General features: G+C 69.2%; 13 protein-coding genes and 1 pseudogene. 8 read left to right on the forward strand and 6 right to left on the reverse strand.

Annotated features, from left to right (window positions below; all coding sequences use genetic code 11):
- Nucleotides 1-7: 7 nt before the first annotated feature.
- Nucleotides 8-2,294, forward strand: a pseudogene (locus tag M2165_RS14195) (ABC transporter ATP-binding protein).
- 6 nt (nt 2,295-2,300) lie between these two features.
- Nucleotides 2,301-2,792 (forward strand): DUF1854 domain-containing protein, encoded by a 492-nt coding sequence (locus M2165_RS14200; protein ID WP_280815254.1) that lies wholly within the window; start codon nt 2,301-2,303, stop codon nt 2,790-2,792.
- Between the two features lie 16 nt (nt 2,793-2,808).
- Here M2165_RS14200 and M2165_RS14205 read toward each other — a convergent pair whose 3' ends face one another.
- Nucleotides 2,809-3,939 carry an acyltransferase gene (locus M2165_RS14205; RefSeq protein ID WP_280815255.1) on the reverse strand — a complete coding sequence of 377 codons (1,131 nt, stop codon included), beginning with the start codon at nt 3,937-3,939 and terminating at the stop codon, nt 2,809-2,811.
- Between the two features lie 163 nt (nt 3,940-4,102).
- Here M2165_RS14205 and queC point away from each other — a divergent pair, with 163 nt between their 5' ends.
- Nucleotides 4,103-4,831 (forward strand): 7-cyano-7-deazaguanine synthase QueC, encoded by a 729-nt coding sequence (gene queC / locus M2165_RS14210; RefSeq protein ID WP_280815256.1) that lies wholly within the window; start codon nt 4,103-4,105, stop codon nt 4,829-4,831.
- Here queC and M2165_RS14215 read toward each other — a convergent pair.
- Nucleotides 4,789-6,579, reverse strand: a complete 1,791-nt coding sequence (locus tag M2165_RS14215) for an ABC transporter ATP-binding protein/permease (RefSeq protein ID WP_280815257.1) — start codon at nt 6,577-6,579, stop codon at nt 4,789-4,791. The genes queC and M2165_RS14215 overlap by 43 nt on opposite strands.
- 324 nt (nt 6,580-6,903) lie before the next feature.
- Between M2165_RS14215 and M2165_RS14220 the strand changes: the two genes are divergently transcribed.
- From M2165_RS14220 to M2165_RS14240, 5 genes are all read left to right on the forward strand, one after another.
- Nucleotides 6,904-7,938, forward strand: a complete 1,035-nt coding sequence (locus M2165_RS14220; RefSeq protein ID WP_280815258.1) for a putative 2-aminoethylphosphonate ABC transporter substrate-binding protein — start codon at nt 6,904-6,906, stop codon at nt 7,936-7,938.
- A gap of 169 nt (nt 7,939-8,107) precedes the next feature.
- Nucleotides 8,108-9,163: an ATP-binding cassette domain-containing protein gene (locus tag M2165_RS14225; protein ID WP_280815259.1), complete on the forward strand. Its 1,056-nt coding sequence runs from the start codon at nt 8,108-8,110 to the stop codon at nt 9,161-9,163.
- 40 nt (nt 9,164-9,203) lie between these two features.
- On the forward strand, nt 9,204-10,919 hold the full coding sequence (locus M2165_RS14230; RefSeq protein WP_280815260.1) for a putative 2-aminoethylphosphonate ABC transporter permease subunit: 1,716 nt from the start codon (nt 9,204-9,206) through the stop codon (nt 10,917-10,919).
- Between the two features lie 115 nt (nt 10,920-11,034).
- Complete coding sequence (locus M2165_RS14235) at nt 11,035-11,163, forward strand: hypothetical protein (RefSeq protein WP_280815261.1); 129 nt, start codon at nt 11,035-11,037, stop codon at nt 11,161-11,163.
- 126 nt (nt 11,164-11,289) lie between these two features.
- A complete protein-coding gene (locus tag M2165_RS14240; RefSeq protein WP_280815262.1) occupies nt 11,290-12,540 on the forward strand; it encodes an MFS transporter in 1,251 nt (416 codons plus the stop codon).
- Between the two features lie 31 nt (nt 12,541-12,571).
- On the opposite strand, the gene M2165_RS14245 is transcribed toward M2165_RS14240, so the two are convergent.
- From M2165_RS14245 to M2165_RS14260, 4 genes are read right to left on the reverse strand one after another with little or no spacing between them, the layout of a single operon-like run.
- Nucleotides 12,572-14,818, reverse strand: a complete 2,247-nt coding sequence (locus M2165_RS14245) for a phospholipase C, phosphocholine-specific (RefSeq protein WP_280815263.1) — start codon at nt 14,816-14,818, stop codon at nt 12,572-12,574.
- Between the two features lie 14 nt (nt 14,819-14,832).
- Nucleotides 14,833-17,019, reverse strand: a complete 2,187-nt coding sequence (locus M2165_RS14250; RefSeq protein WP_280817539.1) for a phospholipase C, phosphocholine-specific — start codon at nt 17,017-17,019, stop codon at nt 14,833-14,835.
- Nucleotides 17,020-17,069: 50 nt separating this feature from the next.
- Complete coding sequence (locus tag M2165_RS14255) at nt 17,070-17,291, reverse strand: hypothetical protein (RefSeq protein WP_280815264.1); 222 nt, start codon at nt 17,289-17,291, stop codon at nt 17,070-17,072.
- 54 nt (nt 17,292-17,345) lie between these two features.
- Complete coding sequence (locus M2165_RS14260; RefSeq protein ID WP_280815265.1) at nt 17,346-19,376, reverse strand: LamG-like jellyroll fold domain-containing protein; 2,031 nt, start codon at nt 19,374-19,376, stop codon at nt 17,346-17,348.
- Between the last annotated feature and the right edge of the window lie 94 nt (nt 19,377-19,470).

The raw sequence follows: 19,470 nt of genomic DNA on the forward strand, positions 1-19,470 counted from the left end.
AAACACAATGCAACATCACGATCCAGTCGGCACCCGGGAGGGCGAAAAAGCAGCGGCGGCTTCAGACGCCCTGAAAAGCCGCCTCGCAGCCGCGGAAAACGTTCTGATCACATTGCCGGTTGACCTCGACGAAGAACTTCGGTTTACCTCGGGGCTGGTGGCGCTGACCGACCGGCGCCTGGTCGCGCTGGGCCAGCAAGGGCAGTGGCGTGAGTGGTCACTATCAGACGCCGATCTCGAGCTGCACCTGAACGACCATGCCGGCGTCGGAACCCTCGACCTGACGGCCCCCGGCGGCCTGCTCGCGCGCTGGCGCTACACGCTCGCGGGCCAGCCGGCGGCGCTCAAGCTGCTCAAGCTCTTCGGGCAGCGCAGCGGCGGCCCGGCTGTCGCCGAGGCGACAGCCGAGCCCGACGGTGACGACCTGCTGACCGACAGCGAACTGCAGACCCCCCCGTCCACCTGGGTGCTGCTGCGGCTCGGCCGCTTTGCCCGGCCCTACCGCAAGCAGCTGATCGCCGGTTTCATCCTGACCCTGATTTCGACCGCCGCGAGCCTGGTGCCGCCGTACCTGACCATTCCGCTGATGGACGACATCCTGATTCCGTTCCAGAACGGACAGAAGATCGACCCCGCGCACGTGGCGCTGTACCTCGGCGGCCTGCTCGGCGCGGCGCTGGTCGGCTGGGGGCTGGGCTGGGCGCGCACCTACCTGCTCGCGCTGGTCTCGGAACGCATCGGCGCCGACCTGCGCACCACGACCTACGAGCACCTGCTGACCCTGCCGCTCGACTACTTCGGCGGCAAGCGCACCGGCGACCTGATGGCGCGCATCGGCTCCGAGACCGACCGCATCAACGTCTTCCTCTCGCTGCACGCGCTCGACTTCGCCAACGACGTGCTGATGATCGTGATGACCGCGTTCATCCTGTTCTCGATCAACCCGCTGCTCGCGGTGGTCACGCTGGTGCCGCTGCCCTTCATCGCGTGGATGATCCACGTGGTGCGCGACCGGCTGCGCACCGGCTTCGAGAAGATCGACCGCGTCTGGTCCGAAGTGACGAACGTGCTGGCCGACACCATTCCCGGCATCCGCGTGGTCAAGGCCTTCGCGCAGGAGCGCCGCGAGGCCGAGCGCTTCCGCGCCGCCAACGCCTACAACCTGCAGGTCAACGACAAGCTCAACCGCACCTGGTCGCTGTTCACGCCGACCGTCTCGCTCTTGACCGAGATCGGCCTGCTCGTGGTCTGGGCCTTCGGCATCTGGCAGGTGGCGCGCGGCAGCATCACGGTGGGCGTGCTGACGGCCTTCATCGCCTACATCGGGCGCTTCTACACGCGGCTCGACTCGATGAGCCGCATCGTCTCGGTCACGCAGAAGGCCGCGGCGGGCGCCAAGCGCATCTTCGACATCCTCGACCATGTGAGCAACGTGCCCGAGCCCGCGAATTCCGGTGAAGGTGGAGCGCGTGCAGGGCCGCATCGAGATGAGCGGGCTGGGCTTCCGCTACGGCTCGCGCGCGGTGATCCACGACCTCGACCTCGTGATCGAGCCGGGCGAGATGATCGGCCTCGTGGGCCACAGCGGCTCGGGCAAGAGCACGCTGGTCAACCTGATCTGCCGCTTCTACGACGTGACCGACGGCGCGATCAAGGTCGACGGCACCGACATCCGCCGCTTCGCGGTGGCCGACTACCGGCGCCACGTCGGGTTGGTGCTGCAGGAGCCTTTCCTCTTCTTCGGCACCATCGCGCAGAACATCGCCTACGGCAAGCCCGACGCCACGCGCGAGGAGATCGTCGCCGCCGCGCGCGCCGCGCATGCGCACGACTTCATCCTGCGGCTGCCGCACGGCTACGACTCGCTCGTGGGCGAGCGCGGGCAGGGGCTCTCGGGCGGCGAGCGGCAGCGCATCAGCATCGCGCGCGCGCTGTTGATCGACCCGCGCATCCTGATCCTCGACGAAGCCACCTCGGCCGTCGACACCGAGACCGAGAAGGAGATCCAGAAGGCGCTCGACAACCTCGTGCAGGGCCGCACCACGATCGCGATTGCGCACCGGCTCTCGACCCTGCGCAAGGCCGACCGGCTCGTGGTCATGGACCGCGGCGAGGTGGTCGAGGTCGGCCCGCACGACGCGCTGATGGCGAAGCAGGGCGCCTACTGGCGGCTCTACCAGGCCCAGCTGCGCCAGGGCGACGACGATGCGAGCGAGGGCGCGGTCCAGGAGCGCGCGGGCGCCCAGGCGGCGCTGGCGGTCAGCCACGCGGCCCATCCCGCCGGAGAGGTCTGAAAAACAATGAACGCGACGAGCACCATCACCCCCTTCGAGGGCTTTGCGCTGGCACGCGACGGTTTCGGCCGGCTCGTGCTGACCGATCCGCACGGCGAGCAGCATGCCGGCGTCACGCCGGTGCGCGCCTTTCCGCTCAGCGCGCCCGGCGAGGGCGTTTCGCTGGTCGGCGGCGACGGCCGCGAGCTGGTCTGGATCGACCGCGCCGAGCAACTGCCGGCGCCTGCGCGCGCGCTGCTCGAAGAGGAACTCGCGGTGCGTGACTTCGCGCCCACGCTGCTGAAGCTGCACAGCGTCTCGAGCTTCGGCGTGCCGAGCACCTGGACCGTGAGCACCGACCGCGGCGAGACCAGCTTCGTGCTCAAGGCCGAGGAAGACATCCGGCGGCTCGAAGGCGGCGCGCTGCTGATCGCGAGCGCGCACGGCGTGCAGTTCCGCATTCCCGACACGAAGGCGCTCGACCGCGCCTCGCGCAAGCTGCTCGAGCGCTTCCTCTAGGGCCTGTGAACAGGCCCTAGAGAAGCGGGCTGTGGCCGGTCTCGGCCCGCAGCGCGGCGCCAGCGCCGGCCAGTGCGGGCGCGGGTGACCGCTTGACCGCCGCGGCCCGGCGGTGGCCCCAGGCGGTGATGGGCTTCTCGAAGCCGCGGTGCAGTCCGTGCGAGAGCAGCAGCGCCAGCCCGAACGAGAGCAGCAGCAGCGGCGTGCCGACCACCAGCCCCGGCAGCGCCGCGATCACCGCGTTCGCGGCCACGTACTGCACCAGGTACATCGCATACGAGCGATGCCCGACGAACACCAGCCACTTCGACGCCAGCCCGCGCGCCAGCCAGGTGCGCGGGGCGACCAGCGCCGGGATCAGCAGCGTCACGAGCAGGCTGTAGACCGCGATGGCGCTGGCCGTGCCGATGCGGTCGGCCACGAGCGGAAAGCGGCGCTGCCACAGGAGCAGCAGCAGGACCAGCGCGAGCGCCACGCCGTGGTTCATCAACCCGCCGAGCAGCGCGAAGCCGCGGCGCGAATGCAGCGCGATGGCGAGCCCCGTGCCAAGCAGCATGCCGATGTAGTTCTGCGGCAGCAGCAGCTTCCACTCGTGGCCGCCGATGCCGATCATCGCCAGCGCCGCGATGCAGAAGCCGACGGCCGCCAGCGCCGAGCGCGGCGTGGTGCCGAACACCACGAGCAGCGCCGGCCAGACCAGGTAGTACTTCCACTCCACGGCCAGCGTCCAGGTCATGTGCAGCGGCGCGAGTTCGGCGAGTTCGTTCTGCAGGCTCAGGTAGTAGGGCGCCGCGGCCTTCATCTGCGCCCAGCTGCCGTCGCCCGCGAGCCAGCTCAGGCCCAGCACCGCGAGGAAGACCAGCAGGTAGAGCGGCAGCAGGCGCGTTGCGCGGCGGATGTAGAAGGCCTGCAGCGAGATGCGGCCCGTGGCGTCGCGCTCCCGCAGCAGCAGCGTGGTGATGAGAAAGCCCGAGAGCACGAAGAAGGCGTGCACGCCGAGCCAGCCCGAGAAGCGCGTCCAGCCGATGCCGCCGAAATGCTCGCTGAAGACGAGGAACACCGAGACGGCGCGCAGCCCGTCGAGCGCCGCGAAGTTGCGCGTGGCGCGGTATGCCTCGAAGCTGATCGCTGTCGCGCGCTCGCTCATCCTGTCCCCGCGGCCGTGTCCTTGTGTGTGTGAGGCGCAGGATTTTGCCCGACATACGGCAATTGCGTTACAACTTGGTGGCATAAACGCCACATCGCATGCCTTCGCCGGCGAAAATCGCCGACCCCTTGAACTACCCGGCCGTTGTCCTCGGCGGACTGACATGCCCCTGCACACCACCGCGCTCGTCCTCTTCTCCGGCGGCCAGGATTCGACCACCTGCCTCGCCGATGCGCTTTCCAAGTACCAGCGGGTCGAGACCCTGGGCTTCGACTACGGCCAGCGCCACCGGGTCGAGCTCGACGTGCGCGGCAGCATCCTCGCGAAGATGCGCGAGCGCTTTCCCGACTGGGCGCCGCGGCTCGGCCCCGACCACGTGCTCACGCTCGCGGCCCTGGCCCAGCTCGGCGGCTCCTCGCTCACCGAGGAAGTGGCTTTCGAGATGCAGGCCGACGGCCTGCCGAACACCTTCGTGCCCGGGCGCAACCTGCTGTTCCTCACGCTCGCGGGCGCGCTCGCATACCGGCGCGGGCTGCAGGTGATCGTCACCGGCGTCTGCGAGACTGACTTCTCCGGCTATCCCGACTGCCGCGACGACACGATGAAGGCGATGCAGCTCGCGCTCTCGCTCGGGCTGGAGCGCCGCCTGGTCATCGAGACCCCGCTGATGTGGATCGACAAGGCCGAGACCTGGCAGATGGCACGCCGGCTCGGTGGCGCACCGCTGGTCGACCTGATCGTGGAAGAAACCCACACCTGCTACCTCGGCGACCGCAGCCACCGGCAGGCCTGGGGCTATGGCTGCGGCAGCTGCCCGGCGTGCGAGCTGCGCGCGAAGGGGTGGGAGCGCTATGTGGCGGCCGCGCCCGCCGATGCGACCTCCACGCGGTAGCGCGCGGCGGCGCCCTCGGCGGTGTCGGGCACCAGCGTCCAGCGCTGGGTGTGGAACTCGCCGACCGCCGCGCGGTGCGCGATCGACACCATCGCGCCGCCCTTGCCACGCACCATCTCCGAGAGCCGCTGGTAGAGCGTGCGCTCGGCCGGGGCGTCCAGCGCACTGCTGATCTCGTCGGCGAAGATCCAGCTCGGCTTCTTCAGCAGCACGCGCGCGATCGCGAGGCGCTGCTGTTCGCCGCCCGAGAGCTTCTGGCTCCAGGCGTCGCTGTCGTCGAGGCGTGCGGCCAGATCGGGCAGCAGCGCGTCATCGAGCGCTTGGCGCAGCTGCGCGTCGCTGTACTTCGAGGCGTCTTCCGGATAGGCCAGCGCCTGGCGCAGCGGCCCGTCGGGCACGTAGGGCCGCTGCGGCATGAACATCGCATCGGCCGGCACCTGCACGCGTCCGCGCGCGAACGGCCAGATGCCCGCGAAGGCGCGGAACAGCGTCGACTTGCCGCTGCCCGAGGGCCCCTGCACCAGCACGCTCTCGCCGGCAGCGGCCGAGAGCGCCGCATCAGCGAGCAGCGGCCGGCCGTTGGGCAGGCTCAGCGACAGGCTGTCGGTGCGGAGGGCCTCGGCGTCGCTGCGTTCGAGCGCCCGCGCCTGCGCGGTGCGCGCGCGGATCGCGTCGTCGAAGCTGGTCAGGCGGTCGGCGGTGGCGCGCCATGCGGCCACGTTGTCATAGTTGTCGACGAACCAACTCAGCGAATCCTGCACCCGGCCGAAGGCCGTCGAGATCTGCATCAGCTGGCCCAGCTGGATCGCGCCGCTGAAGAAGCGCGGTGCCGCGACCACGAAGGGAAAGATCACCGCGGCCTGCCCGAAGAAGGCAGTGAAGGTCACGAGGTTCTTCTGCTGCTTGATGAGCGCGAGGTAGTTGCGCAGCACCGCACCGAAGCGCAGGTCGAGCTGACCGCGTTCCACCGTTTCGCCGCGGTCGAGCGCGATCGCCTCGCTGTACTCGCGCACGCGCACCAGGTGGTGCCGGAAGTCGGCCTCAAAGCGCTGCTGGCGGAAGTTGAGCCCGATCAGCGGCCGGCCGATGTAGTGCGTGATGATCGTGCCGATCACGCAGTAGACGAGTGCGAGCCAGACCATGGAGCCGGCGATCTCATACGTGCTGCCGCCGATCGGCAGCGCCACCGTGCCCGACAGGCCCCAGAGAATGCCCACGAAGCTGACCAGCGTGACCACGGCATTCAGGAGGCCCATCGACAGCGTCATGGTCGCGCTCGTGAAGAGGTGCATGTCCTCCTGGATGCGCTGGTCGGGATTGTCGGGCGTGGTGCCGTCGTTGCCGGCGTAGCGCGCGAGCTCCAGTTCGTAGAAGGTGCGGTTGGCCATCCAGCGGCCGAGATAGTTGCGCGTGATCCAGGCGCGCCAGCGCAGCTGCAGCAATTGCGTCACATAGAACTTGAGCACCTGCAGCGCGATATTGAAGAAGGCGAGCACGCAGAACACGCGGATCTCGCGCCAGAACACGGTGGCGTCCTTGTTCTGCAGTCCGTCGTAGAAGCGCCCGTACCACTGGTTGAAGAGCACGAGCGCATACACGTAGGCCAGATTCAGCGCGACGATCGCCGCGAACATGATCCGTGCCCGCCATTTCTCCTCCGACTGGAAGTAGGGCGCCGCGAGCCGGAGGACGCGGCGCAGCACCTGGACGAAGGTCTTGGCGCGTTCGTTGACGGAAGGAGAAGACATGCGGGGTTCCTCGAAGGCGCTCGCGCGCGGGGATCGATCGTGAGGAAGCCATCCTAGACAAATTCCTTAAGCGGGCCTGAAGCGGTGCGCGGCTGGACCGCACCGACCGTCACGGAAGCGAAACAAGCACGGGGCGCAAGCCGAAAGGCGGCGCCCATCGGGCGGCGGCGATGACATGTGCATGACGAACGCACGCGCCCCATGACAAATGCCTGTCACACGGGGCTGCGAGCATCGCCCCCGTTTACGGTCGCGTGCACGTGCCGCTTTCTTCTGCTTTTCTTCCTTTCTTTCCTTCTTTCTCTTCCTCCTTCAAGGATTCCCATGTCGCGTCGTTTCATCCGCTGGGCCGCCGTGCCGGCTGCCCTGCTCTCGCTCGCCTTCGCCGCTTCGGCGCAGGGCCGTACCGAGCTGCTGGTCTACACCGCGCTCGAAGCCGACCAGGTGCAGGCCTACAAGGCCGCCTTCGAGAAGGAGAACCCGTCGATCGAACTGAAGTTCGTGCGCGACTCCACCGGCATCGTCACCGCCAAGCTGCTGGCCGAGAAGGCCAATCCGCAGGCCGACGTGGTGTGGGGCCTGGCCGCCACCTCGCTGATGCTGCTCGACAAGGAAGGCATGCTGCAGCCCTACGCACCCAAGGGCCTCGATGCGGTCAAGCCCACCATGCGCGACCCCGCGAACCCGCCCAAGTGGGTGGGCATGGACGTGTGGTCCTCGGCCCTCTGCTTCAACACCGCCGAGGCGCAGAAGAAGAACCTGCCGAAGCCCACGAGCTGGGCCGACCTGACCAACCCCGTCTACAAGGGCCAGATCACCATGCCGAACCCGGCCGCCTCGGGCACCGGCTACCTGATGGTCTCGGGCTGGATCCAGATGATGGGTGAAGAGAAGGCGTGGAAGTACATGGACGCGCTGCACCAGAACATCGGCATCTACAGCCAGTCGGGCAGCAAGCCCTGCCGCCAGGCCGGCGCCGGCGAGTTCGCGCTCGGCATGTCCTTCGAATACCGCGCCAACAAGACCAAGCGCGACGGTGCGCCGATCGACATCGTGCTGCCGAAGGAAGGCCTGGGCTGGGACATGGAAGCCACCGGCATCCTCAAGACCAGCAAGAAGCAGGAGGCCGCCAAGGCACTCGCCGACTGGGCCGTGACCCGGCAGGCCAACGAGCTCTATGCCAAGAACTTCGCCGTGCTCGCGCTGCCGGGCATCCAGGAGAAGCTCGAATTCGTGCCGGGCGACGTCGAGAAGCTGCTCGCGAAGAACGACTTCACCTGGGCCGCCGCGAACCGCGAGCGCATCCTGACCGAGTGGTCCAAGCGCTACGAATCGAAGTCGGAAAAGAAGCCGATGTGAATCTGAATACGGACAGCCGAACGCAGAAGGAAGACAAAAGAGCGCAAAGGTCGCAGAAGGGATCCATGTCTTTGGGCTGTTCCCTTCGCAAGACTTCTGCGACTTTCGCGAAACCTTCGCGTCCTCTGCGTTCGGTATCCGCATTCGACCCAGCCTGACGACCACTGACATGACCAGCTTCCTGTCCCTGCGGGGCATCGAGAAATCCTTCGGTGCCAGCCGCGTGCTCGACGGCATCGACCTCGACATCGAACCCGGCGAATTCGTCTGCCTGCTCGGGCCTTCGGGCTGCGGCAAGACCACGCTGCTGCGCATCGTCTGCGGCATCGAGCGCGCCGACCGGGGCCAGCTCCTGCTCGGCGGCCAGGACATCGCGGGCCTGCCGCCTGCGGCGCGCGGCTTCGGCGTGGTGTTCCAGTCGTATGCGCTCTTTCCCAACCTCACGGCGGCGCAGAACATCGCGTACGGGCTGCATCCCACCGGTGCGCTCGCGCGCGAGATGGCCAAGCGCTCGCGCGAGATGCTCGACCTCGTGGGCCTTGCCGCGCACGCCGACAAGTACCCGGTGCAGCTCTCGGGCGGCCAGCAGCAGCGCGTGGCGCTGGCGCGTGCGCTCGCACCCAACCCGCGGCTGCTGCTGCTCGACGAGCCGCTCTCCGCGCTCGATGCGCAGGTGCGCGCGAGCCTGCGCAGCGAGATCCGCGCGCTGCAGAAGCGCCTGGGCGTCGTCACCATCATGGTCACGCACGACCAGGAGGAAGCCCTGTCGATGGCCGACCGCGTGGTGCTGATGCACCACGGGCGCATCGAGCAGGCCGGCACGCCCGACGAGCTCTACCGCCGGCCGCGCACGCGCTTCGTCGCGGGCTTCGTCGGGCGCATGAACATGCTGCCGGCCACGGTGATGGCCGACGGCAAGGTGCGCGTGCGTGACAGCGAGCTCTTCTGCGCGCCGGGCCCGCTCAGCGTCGGCGCGACGGCGACCGTGGGCATCCGCCCGGAGCACGTGGTGGTCAGGCGCTTCGGCGCGGAGATGGGGGCCAACAGCTTCCCGGCGCGGCTGCTCGACACCGAGTTCTTCGGCAACCGCACCTCGGCGCGGCTGGCCTGCGAGCCGCTCGGCATCGAGATCGAGGCCGAGCTGCCGCCGGACGCGCCGCTGGTGCCGAGCAGCATGGTGCACATCCAGCTGCCGCTGCACGCGCTGTCGGTGCTTGCGCATTGAACGGCATAAGGCTTTGCCTTCGGACCGCGGGAAGGACTGCATGAGCAGCACCATGGAAGCGCTGGCCGTGATACCGGCCAGGGCTGTTCCCGCCAGTCCCTTCGACCGTGAGCGCTGGCTGACCGGTGCGGCCGTGCTGCTGATGGTGGCGCTGCTGCTCGTGACGGTGGCGCTGCCCGTCGGCGCGCTCGTCGGGCAGAGCTTCTTCGACCGCGCGGGCAGCTTCGTCGGCCTCGCCAACTTCGCGCGCTACCTCGACAATCCCGCGCTGGTGCAGTCGGCGTTCAACAGCCTCTGGCTGGCCGCGCTCAGCGCCGTCGTCTGCACCGCCATCGCCTACGTGTATGCCTACGGCCTCATGCTGTCGTGCATGCCGGCCAAGGGCGTGCTGCGCGCGGTGGCGCTGGTGCCGCTGCTCGCGCCTTCGCTGCTGCCGGCCATCAGCCTGGTCTATCTCTTCGGCAACCAAGGCCTGTTCAAGGGGCTGCTCGGCGATGCCTCGATCTACGGGCCGCTCGGCATTGTGCTGGGCTCGGTGTTCTGGACGCTGCCGCATGCGCTGCTGATCCTGACCACCGCCATGGCCACCTCCGACGGCCGGCTCTACGAGGCCGCGCAGACCCTGGGCGCCTCGCGCTGGCGGATGTTCCGCACCGTCACGCTGCCGTCCACGCGCTACGGGCTCATCGTGGCCGGGATGGTCGTGTTCGTGCTCGTCATCACCGATTTCGGCGTGCCCAAGGTCGTGGGCGGCCAGACCGGCGTGCTGGCGACCGACATCTACAAGCAGGTCGTCGGGCAGCAGAACTTCCAGATGGGCGCGGTGGTCGGCCTGGTGCTGCTGCTGCCCGCGGTGCTCTCGTTCCTGGTCGAGCGCCACGTGCGCAGCCGGCAGGCCGCCGCGCTCTCGGCGCGCGCCACGCCCTACCGGCCCGAGCCGGTGAAGGCGCGCGACCGCGCGCTGCTCGCCTTCTGCGCGCTGGTCGCCTGCGCCATCCTCGTGATGATCGGCATGGCCGTGTTCGCATCGCTCGCCACCTACTGGCCCTACAAGCTCACGCCGTCGCTCAAGAACTACGACTTCGGCAACATGGACGGCGGCGGCTGGGGCAGCTACTTCAATTCGCTCCGGCTCGCGGCCTGTGCCGCGGTGGCGGGTGCGCTCGCCACCTTCGTCTCGGCCTACCTGGTCGAGAAGCCGCGCCACTTCGGCCTGGCGCGCGAGCTGCTGAACCTTCTGGCGAACCTGCCGCTCGCGGTGCCGGGGCTGGTGCTCGGCGTGGGCTACATCTTCTTCTTCATCTCGCCCTCGAATCCGCTGCGCGCCATCTACGGCAGCATGACGATCCTGGTCGTCTGCACCGTGGCGCACTTCTTCTCGGTGGCGCACCTCACCTCGCTGAGCGCGCTGCGCCAGCTCGACCGCGAGTACGAGCTGGTGTCGGAATCGATGGGTATTCCGTTCTGGCACACGCTCTGGCGCATCCATCTGCCCGTTGCGCTGCCGACGGTGCTCCACGTGGCCGGCTACTTCTTCGTGAACGCGATGACCACCGTCTCGGCCGTCGTGTTCCTGTATTCGCCGCAGACCACGCTGGCGGCCATCGCCGTGCTCAACATGGACGACGCGGGCGACGTGGCGCCCGCCGCCGCGATGGCTTCGCTGATCATGCTCACGGCCGCCATCGGCCGCGGTTTGTTCGCGCTGGCCGGGCACTGGGCGCTGGCGCGCACGCAGCAATGGCGGCAGCGTTGAGCGGCGGCTCGATGGTCTCGTCCGCTGCCTGCCTCGATGGGCTCGATGCCCGCTGAAGCGCCCTCGGCGCCACGTCCGACTTGACCGCGGGCGCCGCGGGCCTAGCATGCGCCTCATGCGAAGCACATTCGTCGCGTTCCTCTGCTGCCTCGGGCTGATGGCCGCAGGCTGCAACGACAAGCCGAAGCCCGGCGGGCCGATGCCCAAGGCCGCGCAGGCTGTCGTTGTGCCCTCGGCGGCCTGATTCGCCCGGCAGGGCCAGCGCCGTCCAGGCGACGGCGCGGCGCTTCGCTGCGCCATCGCGCGATGCCTTGTATGCTCGACGCCACCCTCCCGGCGCCCGGCGCCCGGCGCGCAAGAAGAAGGAACGATGGAGACATCCCCCGCCCGACACCAGCCCGACTCCCGCTACGCCATGGCGCGGCTCGCGCTCACGCTGCTCGTCATGACGGTCGGCAGCAGCGGCATGTACGTGGTCTCCGTGATGCTGCCGTCGGTGCAGGCCGAGTTCGGCATCGCACGCGCCGACGCCTCGCTGCCCTACACGCTGCTGATGCTCGGTTTCGGCGTGGGCGGCGTGCTGATGGGCAAGCTGGCCGACCGCTTCGGCGTGATGTGGCCGCTGCTCGGCGGGGCGGTGTGCCTCGGGCTCGGCTACGTCGCCTCGGGCCTGGCGGGCGGCATCGTGTCGTTCACCATCGCGCAGACGCTGCTCGTCGGGCTGCTCGGCAGCTCGGTGGCCTTCGCGCCGCTGGTGGCCGACACCTCGCTGTGGTTCGTCAAGCGCCGCGGCATCGCAGTGGCCGTGTGCGCCAGCGGCAACTACGTGGCGGGCGCGGTGTGGCCGCCGATCGTGCAGCACTTCATCGAGACGGTCGGCTGGCGCCAGACCTACATCGGCATGGGCCTGTTCTGCGGCGTCGTGATGGCGCTGCTGGCGCTGTTCTTCCGCGCCCGGCCGCCCGCGGTCGTCGTCGCTCAACCCGTCGCAGGCAACGCCGGCGCCACGGTGCGCAATCTCGCGCGGCCCTTCGGCCTGTCCACCGGCACCGCGCAGGGCCTTCTGTGCGTGGCGGGCGTCGCCTGCTGCGTGGCGATGGCGATGCCGCAGGTGCACATCGTGGCCTATTGCAGCGACCTCGGCTATGGACCGGCGCGCGGCGCGCAGATGCTCTCGCTGATGCTCGCCTTCGGCGTGGTGAGCCGGCTGGTGTCGGGCGCGATCTGCGACCGCATCGGCGGGCTGCGCACGCTGCTGCTCGGCGGTGCGCTGCAGTGCGTGGCGCTGCTGTTGTTCCTGCCCTTCGACGGGCTGGTGCCGCTCTACGTGGTGTCGGCGCTGTTCGGGCTGTTCCAGGGCGGCATCGTGCCGTCCTACGCAATCATCGTGCGCGAGCACTTCCCGGCCTCGGAGGCCGGCGCGCGCGTGGGCACGGTGCTGATGTTCACGCTGTTCGGTATGGCGCTGGGCGGCTGGATGTCGGGCAAGGTGTTCGACCTCACGGGCAGCTACCACGCGGCCTTCGTGAACGGCATTGCGTGGAACCTCGTCAACGTGTCGATCGCGAGTTTCCTGCTGTACCGGGTGACGGGCTTCGGCAGGCGCCGCGCGACGGCATAGGCTGCAACGCCGCGCGGCGCATCCTGGGTCCTCAGAGATCGGGCATGCCCATCGCGGGATCGCTCACCGAATGCCGGCCGGTCTCCACGCGGCCCGCGAAGCGGCGCGCATAGCTGGTGTCCGCATCGCAGGCGACGGCGAAGTCGTACCACGCGCCGCTCGATGCCAGTTCCCAGTGCAGCTCGGCCTTGCCGCCGGGCTGCACGGTCGCGGTCCACGGACCGTCGTCGCGGTAGGCCTTGGCGCGCACCGTGAAGCTGCAGGCCTTCGAACCGGTGTTGAGCATTTCGAGGTAGACGTTGCCGTTAGCGATGTCGTAGCACACGCGCACTTCGGGGTTCGGCGCATCGGCGGCGCGCAGGCTGCCGAGGTCCCCCTTGAAGTGCCGGTGGAAGCCATTGGGTCCGAGCACCCACAGATCGTAGAAGCCGCTGTTGTCGGCCGCTGCGTTCCAGGTGTCGTCGAGCGTCTTGCCGGCCTCGAGCATGTAGCGGCGCGGCAGGCGGCCGAGGTTGAGCCTGTCGTAGACGTGGAACACCGCGCCCGTGCTGCCGGTGTTCGCGAACAGCAGCTGCACCTTGCCGTCGAGCGGCGCCACGCGCGCGCTCGTGTGCAGCTCGTAGGGCAGCGCGCGCGAGGGCCGCGTGCCGGTGGCCTGGCGCGGCAGCTGCGGATCGAGCGGCAGCGGCACCTGGGCCAGCGCTTCCTGGTTGCGCCGGATCTGGTCGGCCTCCGCGCGCGTGGCGCGGCCGGCGAGCGTGGGCAGCGCTTCGTCGTTGGGGTTCTTGAAGTTGAAGGCGCTCGTGAGGTCGCCGCAGACCGCGCGCCGGAACGGGCCGATGTTCGGCTCCTGAACGCCGAAGCGCGCCTCGATGAAGCGCAGCACCGAGGTGTGGTCGAAGGCCTCGGAGTTCACCCAGCCGCCGCGGCTCCAGGGCGAGATCACGTACATCGGCACGCGCGGGCCGGGGCCGTACACGCGGCCGTCCGGCGCGGGCTGCTTGGTGCTGCCGGGCGGCGCGGGCTGGTTGAAGTATTCGTGCGCCATCGCATCGGCCGGCAGCGTGGTCTTGCCGGCGTAGCTGCCGTCGGCGTTCTTCGACGGCGGGGAAGGCGAGGGCAGGTGGTCGAAGTAGCCGTCGTTCTCGTCGAAGTTGACGAAGAGCACCGTCTTGCTCCACACCTCGGGCACGGCGGTGAGCGCGTCCAGCACTTCCTGCAGGAACCAGGCGCCCTGCACCGGGCTCGACGGGCCGGGGTGCTCGCAGTAGATCGAGGGCGCGTTCATCCACGCGACCTGCGGCAGCGTGCCTTCGCGGATGTCGCGCTTGAAGGCCTCGAGGTAGTCCTCGGGCTTCGTGCCCGGCAGCGTGTTGGCCACGCCCTTGTAGAGCGGGCTCTTCGCGTCGTCGGTGGCGCGGTCGTAGGCCTTGTAGGGCAGCGCCTGCCCGGTGTTGGCATAGGGCTCGTTGGGCTTGCCGCCGCTCGACACCGGATAGCCCGAGTCGAGGTTGGCCTGGCGGAACTGCCGGAACGCACCGAGCATGTTGTCGCCCCATTCGTCGGGCATGTTCTGGTAGCTGATCCAGCGCACGCCCGCCGCCTCGAGGCGCTCGGCATAGGTCTTCCAGGTGTAGCCGGTGTTCGGCGAATCCGGCTGGCCGCTGATCCAGTCCCACTCGTTGGTGACGAAGGCGGTGTTGCTCGCCGTCGGTCCGTTGGTGCCGGTGAGATGGAACGCGCGGTTCGCATCGGTGCCCGTGTGCATGCTGCAGTGGTAGGCATCGCAGAGCGTGAAGGCATTCGCGAGCGCGAACTGGAACGGGATCTCCGCTTGCTTGTGGTAGCCCATGGCCTTGCTCGTCTTGTAGCGCGGCCACTGGTACAGGCGCCCGCCGTCCCAGGCGTTCTGGCTGTCGGCCCAGTCGTGCGGCGTGCCGCCGTCGCGCTGGGCGTTGCCCTTGGAGCTGTCGAGGTGGTAGGGCAGGATGACCTTGCCGGTGGCATCGCTCTGCTGCCACACGTTCATGCCCTTGGGCAGCGGAATGGTGAAGCGGTCTCCGAAGCCGCGCACGCCCATGAGCGTGCCGAAGTAGTGGTCGAACGAGCGGTTTTCCTGCATCAGGATGACGATGTGCTCGACGTCGTTGATGGTGCCGGTCTTGTTGTTGGCCGGAATGGCGAGTGCGCGGCGGATGCTGGGCGGGAAGGCCGAGAGCGCGAGTGCGCTGGCGCCCGTGGTGGCGGCGCCGGTCAGAAACTTGCGACGGGAGTTCATGTCGGTCGTGCGCCTCACAGGTCGACCATGCCCAGGGCCGGGTCGCTCACGCCGTGGCGGCCGGTCTCGACGCGGCCCGCAAAGCGGCGCTGCCAGCTGGCGTCGGCATCGCAGCTGACGACGAAGTCGTACCACGCGCCGCTCCCGGCGAGCTCCCAGTGGAGCTCGGCCTTGGCGCCGCCTTGCACGGTCGCGGTCCAGGGGCCGTCGTCGCGGTAGGCCTTGGCGCGCACCGTGAACTTCGCGCCGTTCTTGCCGCCGTTGAGCATTTCGAGGTAGACGTTGCCGTTGGCGATGTCGTAGCACACGCGCACCTCGGGCACCGCCGCGTCGCCGGCGCGCAGCCGGTTGAGGTCGCCCTTGAAATGGCGATGGAAGCCGTTGGGCCCGAGCACCCAGAGGTCGTAGAAGCCGCTGTCGTCGCTCATCGCGTTCCAGGCGTCGTCGAGCGTCTTTCCGGGCTCCACCATGAAGCGGCGCGGGAGGCGGTCGAGGTGCAGCTTGTCGTAGACGTGGAACACCGCGGCCGCGCGGCCGGTGTTCGCGAAGATCAGCCGCACCTGGCCCGTGCCCAGGTCGCTGCGCGCACTGGCATGCAGCTCGTAGGGCAGCGCGCGCGAAGGCCGTGTGCCGGTCGCCTGGCGCGGCAGTTGCGGATCGACCGGCAGCGGCACCTGCGCCAGCTTCTCCTGGTCGCTGCGCAACTGGTCGGCGGCGCTGCGCGTGGTGCGCCCCGCGAGCGTGGGCAGCACCTCGTTGTTCGGGTTCGCGAAATTGAACGCGCTGGTCAGGTCGCCGCACACCGCGCGGCGGAACGCGCTGATCTGCGGCTCCTGGACGCCGAAGCGCGCCTCGATGAAGCGCAGCACCGAGGTGTGGTCGAAGGCCTGCGAGTTGACCCAGCCGCCGCGGCTCCAGGGCGAGACCACGTACATCGGCACGCGTACGCCGGGACCGTAGACGCGGCCATCGGGCGCCGGCTGGCTCGTGGTCCCCGGCGGCTTGGGGTGGTTGAAGTACTCGGGCGCGAGCGCCTCGACCGGCAGCGTGGTCTTGCCGGCGGGCGTGCCGTCGGGGTTGATCGACGGCGCGGCGGGCGACGGGTAGTGGTCGAAGTAGCCGTCGTTTTCGTCGAAGTTGATGAAGAGCACGGTCTTGCTCCAGACCTCGGGCACCGCGGTGAGTGCGTCGAGCGTCTCCTGGATGTACCAGCCGCCCTGGACCGGGCTCGACGGGCCCGGGTGCTCCGAGTAGGTGGCGGGCGCGATGATCCACGAGACCTGCGGCAGCTTGCCGTTCTTGATGTCCTGGCGGAACTGCTCGAGGAACCCGCCGTCGCTCATGGTGTTGGCGATGCCCTTGTAGAGCGGATTGCCCGCGTCGTCGCTCGCCGGATCGTAGGCCGGGGAGGCCGTGTCGTTGCTCACGGGCTTGCCGGAGGCCTCGTTGGCGAGCCGGTACTGCTTGAAGCCTGCGAGCGGGTTGTCGCCGAAGTTCTCAGGCATGTTCTGGTAGACGATCCAGCTGACCTTGGCCTCCTGCAGGCGCTCGGGGTAGGTCTTCCATTCGTAGCCCTTGGCCGAGCTGTCGATCGAGTCCCATTCGTTGTTCACCGTGGCCACGCCCGCGCCGGTCGGACCGTTGGTGCCGGCCCAGAGGAACATGCGGTTCGAGTTGGTGCCGGTGTGCATGCTGCAGTGGTAGCCGTCGCACAGCGTGAAGGCATTGGCCAGCGCGAACTGGAACGGCAGCTCGGCTTCCTTGAAGTAGCCCATCGCGGCATTGGTCTTGTAGCGCGCCCATTGGTAGGTGCGGCCGCCGTCCCAGGCGTTCTGGCCGTCGCTCCACGAGTGCGGCGTGCCGCTCACGCGCTGGGCGTTGCCCCTGGAACTGTCGAGATGGTAGGGAAGGATCGCCTTGCCGCTGGCATCGCTCTGCTGCCACACGTTCATGCCCTTAGGCAGCGGAATGGTGAAGCGGTCGCCGAAGCCGCGCACGCCCATGAGCGTGCCGAAGTAGTGGTCGAACGAACGGTTCTCCTGCATCAGGATCACGATGTGCTCGACGTCTTTGATGGTGCCGGTCTTGTTGTTGGCCGGAATGGCGAGTGCGCGGCGGATGCTCGGCGGAAAGGCCGAGAGCGCGAGTGCGGCGGCACCGGTGGTGGCGGCGCCGGTGAGGAAGTGGCGGCGGGAGTTCATGGTCATCGCGTGCGTCCTTGGTGTTTTCGTGCGGGCGTTCCAGGGAGCACTCAGGGCGCGCAGCGCATCACCGGCGCGGTGGTGGCGGGCGGCTCGGGCGTCGGCTCGGGCGAGGTGGGCGTGCCGGCGCCGGGATTGCCGACGACAGGCAGGCCGCCGAAGAAACCGCCGCCGCTGCCGCTGCCGCCGCCACAGGCGGACAGCAGGCAGGCCAGCAGGAGCGCGGGCGCGAGGCGCGGCAGGCGAAGGTGCGGGTGTTGCGAACGTTGCATGGGGATTCCTTTCTTTTCAGGGAGTTGTTGTGTGTCGAGAGGCGGGGCCGCAGCTCAGGGCGCGAGTGCCGAGAGCGGCTGGCCCGACTTGAAGATGCTGGCGAGCTCGTCGGCCGTGAGGGCGCGGTTCCAGATCGCGAAGTCGTTGAAATCCATCGCGCCGCGCGGCGAGCTGGTTTCGCGCTTGTAGTACTGGCCCGTGCCGTCCTCGTTGAGGCCGATGCCGTTGTTCAGGCCGCCGAGCTTGGCGACGAGATCCGGGGTGAGCGTCGCGCTGCCGGTCTGCGTGGCGCGCGTCGCGTCGAACACGTAGGGCGTCATGCGCAGGTTGGCCTTGTCGATCACCAGCGCCACATAGGCCCACTGGCCGGCGCTGATGCGGTAGCCGTTGCTGTCGGCGCGCGCGCTGCCGGTGCCGACGTTGAAGCGGAGCTCGCAGCTGCCGAACAGGCCGATGGCGAGGCCGGCATTGCCGCCGGTGGTGTAGTTCTTGTTGGCGATCACCGAGGCGCCGTTGCTCACGCCCTGGCTGCAGGTGGCGTCGGTGCGCATCCAGAAGCCAATGGTGTAGGCGGTGACCGCGGTCGCGGTCGCGACGTCGTTGGTCTGCAGCAGGCGGTAGCCGGCAGTGCCGTCGGCATTCTTCAAGGTGCTGTCCACGCGCAGCGCCTTGGCCTTATAGGGTGCCTTGAAGCCGTCGTCGACGAGGCTGCCGCCGTCGGCATCCGCCGCCCAAGGGGCCAGCGTCGAAGCGCCCATGCGGTCGACGGCGGGCAGCGCATCGAGCGGGTAGTAGTCGACCAGGCCGTTGCGCAGCGTCGGCGCGAGCGTCGCGGGCTTCAGGTAGGCGATGCGTGCCTGCAGCGCAAGGCTGGCTTCGCCCGCCTGCACGGTGTAGTCGAAGGTGTAGAGGCCGTCGCTCGCGGCCTCGATCGGGTCGGCGTAGCGGGTGGCGCCGGCCGCCAGCGTGGCCACCAGCTTGCCGTCGCGCAGCACCTTCACCGGCACGTCTGCCTGGCCCGCGAGCGACCATGAGAGTTCGATGCTGTTTCTGTCGGCACCGGTCTTCGCGACGAGACCGCGCAGCGCGGTGGGCGCCTGCAGCGCCTGGCCGTTGAAGCGGTAGTCCGCGTCGGCGGGCAAGGCATTCAGGTGGCGCAGCACGGTGGGCGCGACGTCGGTCGCGGCGGCGAGTTTCGTGAGCGCGGCCACGTCCGCGGGCGCGGCTTCTCCGACGGCGGGAAGGGCGGCGAGCGCCTTGTTGCTCGCGATGAAGACGGTCTTGTTCCCGGCGTTCTGCAGACCGGTGGCGGCGCCGAAGGCATCGAGGCCGTGACCGGTGGTGAGCACCACCAGCCAGTCCTCCTTCGCATCGTGGGCGCTGCGCCGCGCGACGCGTGCGAGCAGTTCGCCGACCGCCGCGGCGGTGCCGGCCACCGCGCGCCGGTAGCCTTCGCTGCGCAGGCCGTCCGCTGCGGCCGCCGCGGGTGCGCCGTACTGCGCGAGCAGCAGGTCGTAGCCCTGGTCGATGAGCTGACCCGTTCGCTCGGTCACGCAGGCATCGGCGCCCGCGCAGTCGACCGCGGCATCGAGCGTGCCGTTCTCACGCGCGAGCAGCGTGGGGTAGGCGGTGTTCGTGGTGACCGAGCCGGTCAGATAGGCCGCGTCGGCCTTCTGCTTCGCGTAGGCGAAGACCGAGGGCGCGAGCGTGGCGTCGATGCGCTGGTCGGCCGTGTCCCAGCGCACCGTGTGCCGCTGGGCCCAGGTGCCGGTCACCAGCGAAGCCCAACCCGGCAGGTCCGTCGTGCGCTGTTCGCTCGGCGTGCCGTTGGCGCCGCCGGTCCAGGCTGGCGCGAGCTGCAGCGCCTGCAGGCCGGGTGCCCTGTTCTGCGCAATCGCCTCGGCGAGCGCGGCGTGCGTGAGCCCGTCGACCTCGACCAGGAGTGCCTTCGGCCCGCTCTTGCCCTGGTAGGTCGCTGGAGGCGGGCTGCTTCCGCCGCCGGTGTTGTTGCCCGATGGGGGCGGCACGGCGATGGGCGCAAAGCCCGCGCCACCGCCGCCACCGCCACCGCATGCGGCGAGCATCAGGGATGCGGCGAGTGGCAGAAATGCGCAGGAAAGCAGACGGCGAGGAAGCGCCGGGGACGATAGAGGGTGCAGTCGCATCGGAGTTCTGGTG

It is taken from the genome of Variovorax sp. TBS-050B (assembly GCF_029893635.1).
Lineage (GTDB): Bacteria > Pseudomonadota > Gammaproteobacteria > Burkholderiales > Burkholderiaceae_C > Variovorax.

Excerpts from the sequence above, each read along its gene's own strand:
- M2165_RS14230 (WP_280815260.1), top strand. The coding sequence starts at position 9,204 with ATGAGCAGCACCATGGAAGCGCTGGCCGTGATACCGGCCAGGGCTGTT.
- M2165_RS14245 (WP_280815263.1), bottom strand. The coding sequence starts at position 14,818 with ATGAACTCCCGTCGCAAGTTTCTGACCGGCGCCGCCACCACGGGCGCC.
- queC (WP_280815256.1), top strand. The coding sequence starts at position 4,103 with ATGCCCCTGCACACCACCGCGCTCGTCCTCTTCTCCGGCGGCCAGGAT.
- M2165_RS14205 (WP_280815255.1), bottom strand. The coding sequence starts at position 3,939 with ATGAGCGAGCGCGCGACAGCGATCAGCTTCGAGGCATACCGCGCCACG.
- M2165_RS14235 (WP_280815261.1), top strand. The coding sequence starts at position 11,035 with ATGCGAAGCACATTCGTCGCGTTCCTCTGCTGCCTCGGGCTGATGGCC.
- M2165_RS14225 (WP_280815259.1), top strand. The coding sequence starts at position 8,108 with ATGACCAGCTTCCTGTCCCTGCGGGGCATCGAGAAATCCTTCGGTGCC.
- M2165_RS14255 (WP_280815264.1), bottom strand. The coding sequence starts at position 17,291 with ATGCAACGTTCGCAACACCCGCACCTTCGCCTGCCGCGCCTCGCGCCC.
- M2165_RS14240 (WP_280815262.1), top strand. The coding sequence starts at position 11,290 with ATGGAGACATCCCCCGCCCGACACCAGCCCGACTCCCGCTACGCCATG.
- M2165_RS14250 (WP_280817539.1), bottom strand. The coding sequence starts at position 17,019 with ATGAACTCCCGCCGCCACTTCCTCACCGGCGCCGCCACCACCGGTGCC.
- M2165_RS14260 (WP_280815265.1), bottom strand. The coding sequence starts at position 19,376 with ATGCTCGCCGCATGCGGTGGCGGTGGCGGCGGTGGCGCGGGCTTTGCG.
- M2165_RS14200 (WP_280815254.1), top strand. The coding sequence starts at position 2,301 with ATGAACGCGACGAGCACCATCACCCCCTTCGAGGGCTTTGCGCTGGCA.
- M2165_RS14215 (WP_280815257.1), bottom strand. The coding sequence starts at position 6,579 with ATGTCTTCTCCTTCCGTCAACGAACGCGCCAAGACCTTCGTCCAGGTG.
- M2165_RS14220 (WP_280815258.1), top strand. The coding sequence starts at position 6,904 with ATGTCGCGTCGTTTCATCCGCTGGGCCGCCGTGCCGGCTGCCCTGCTC.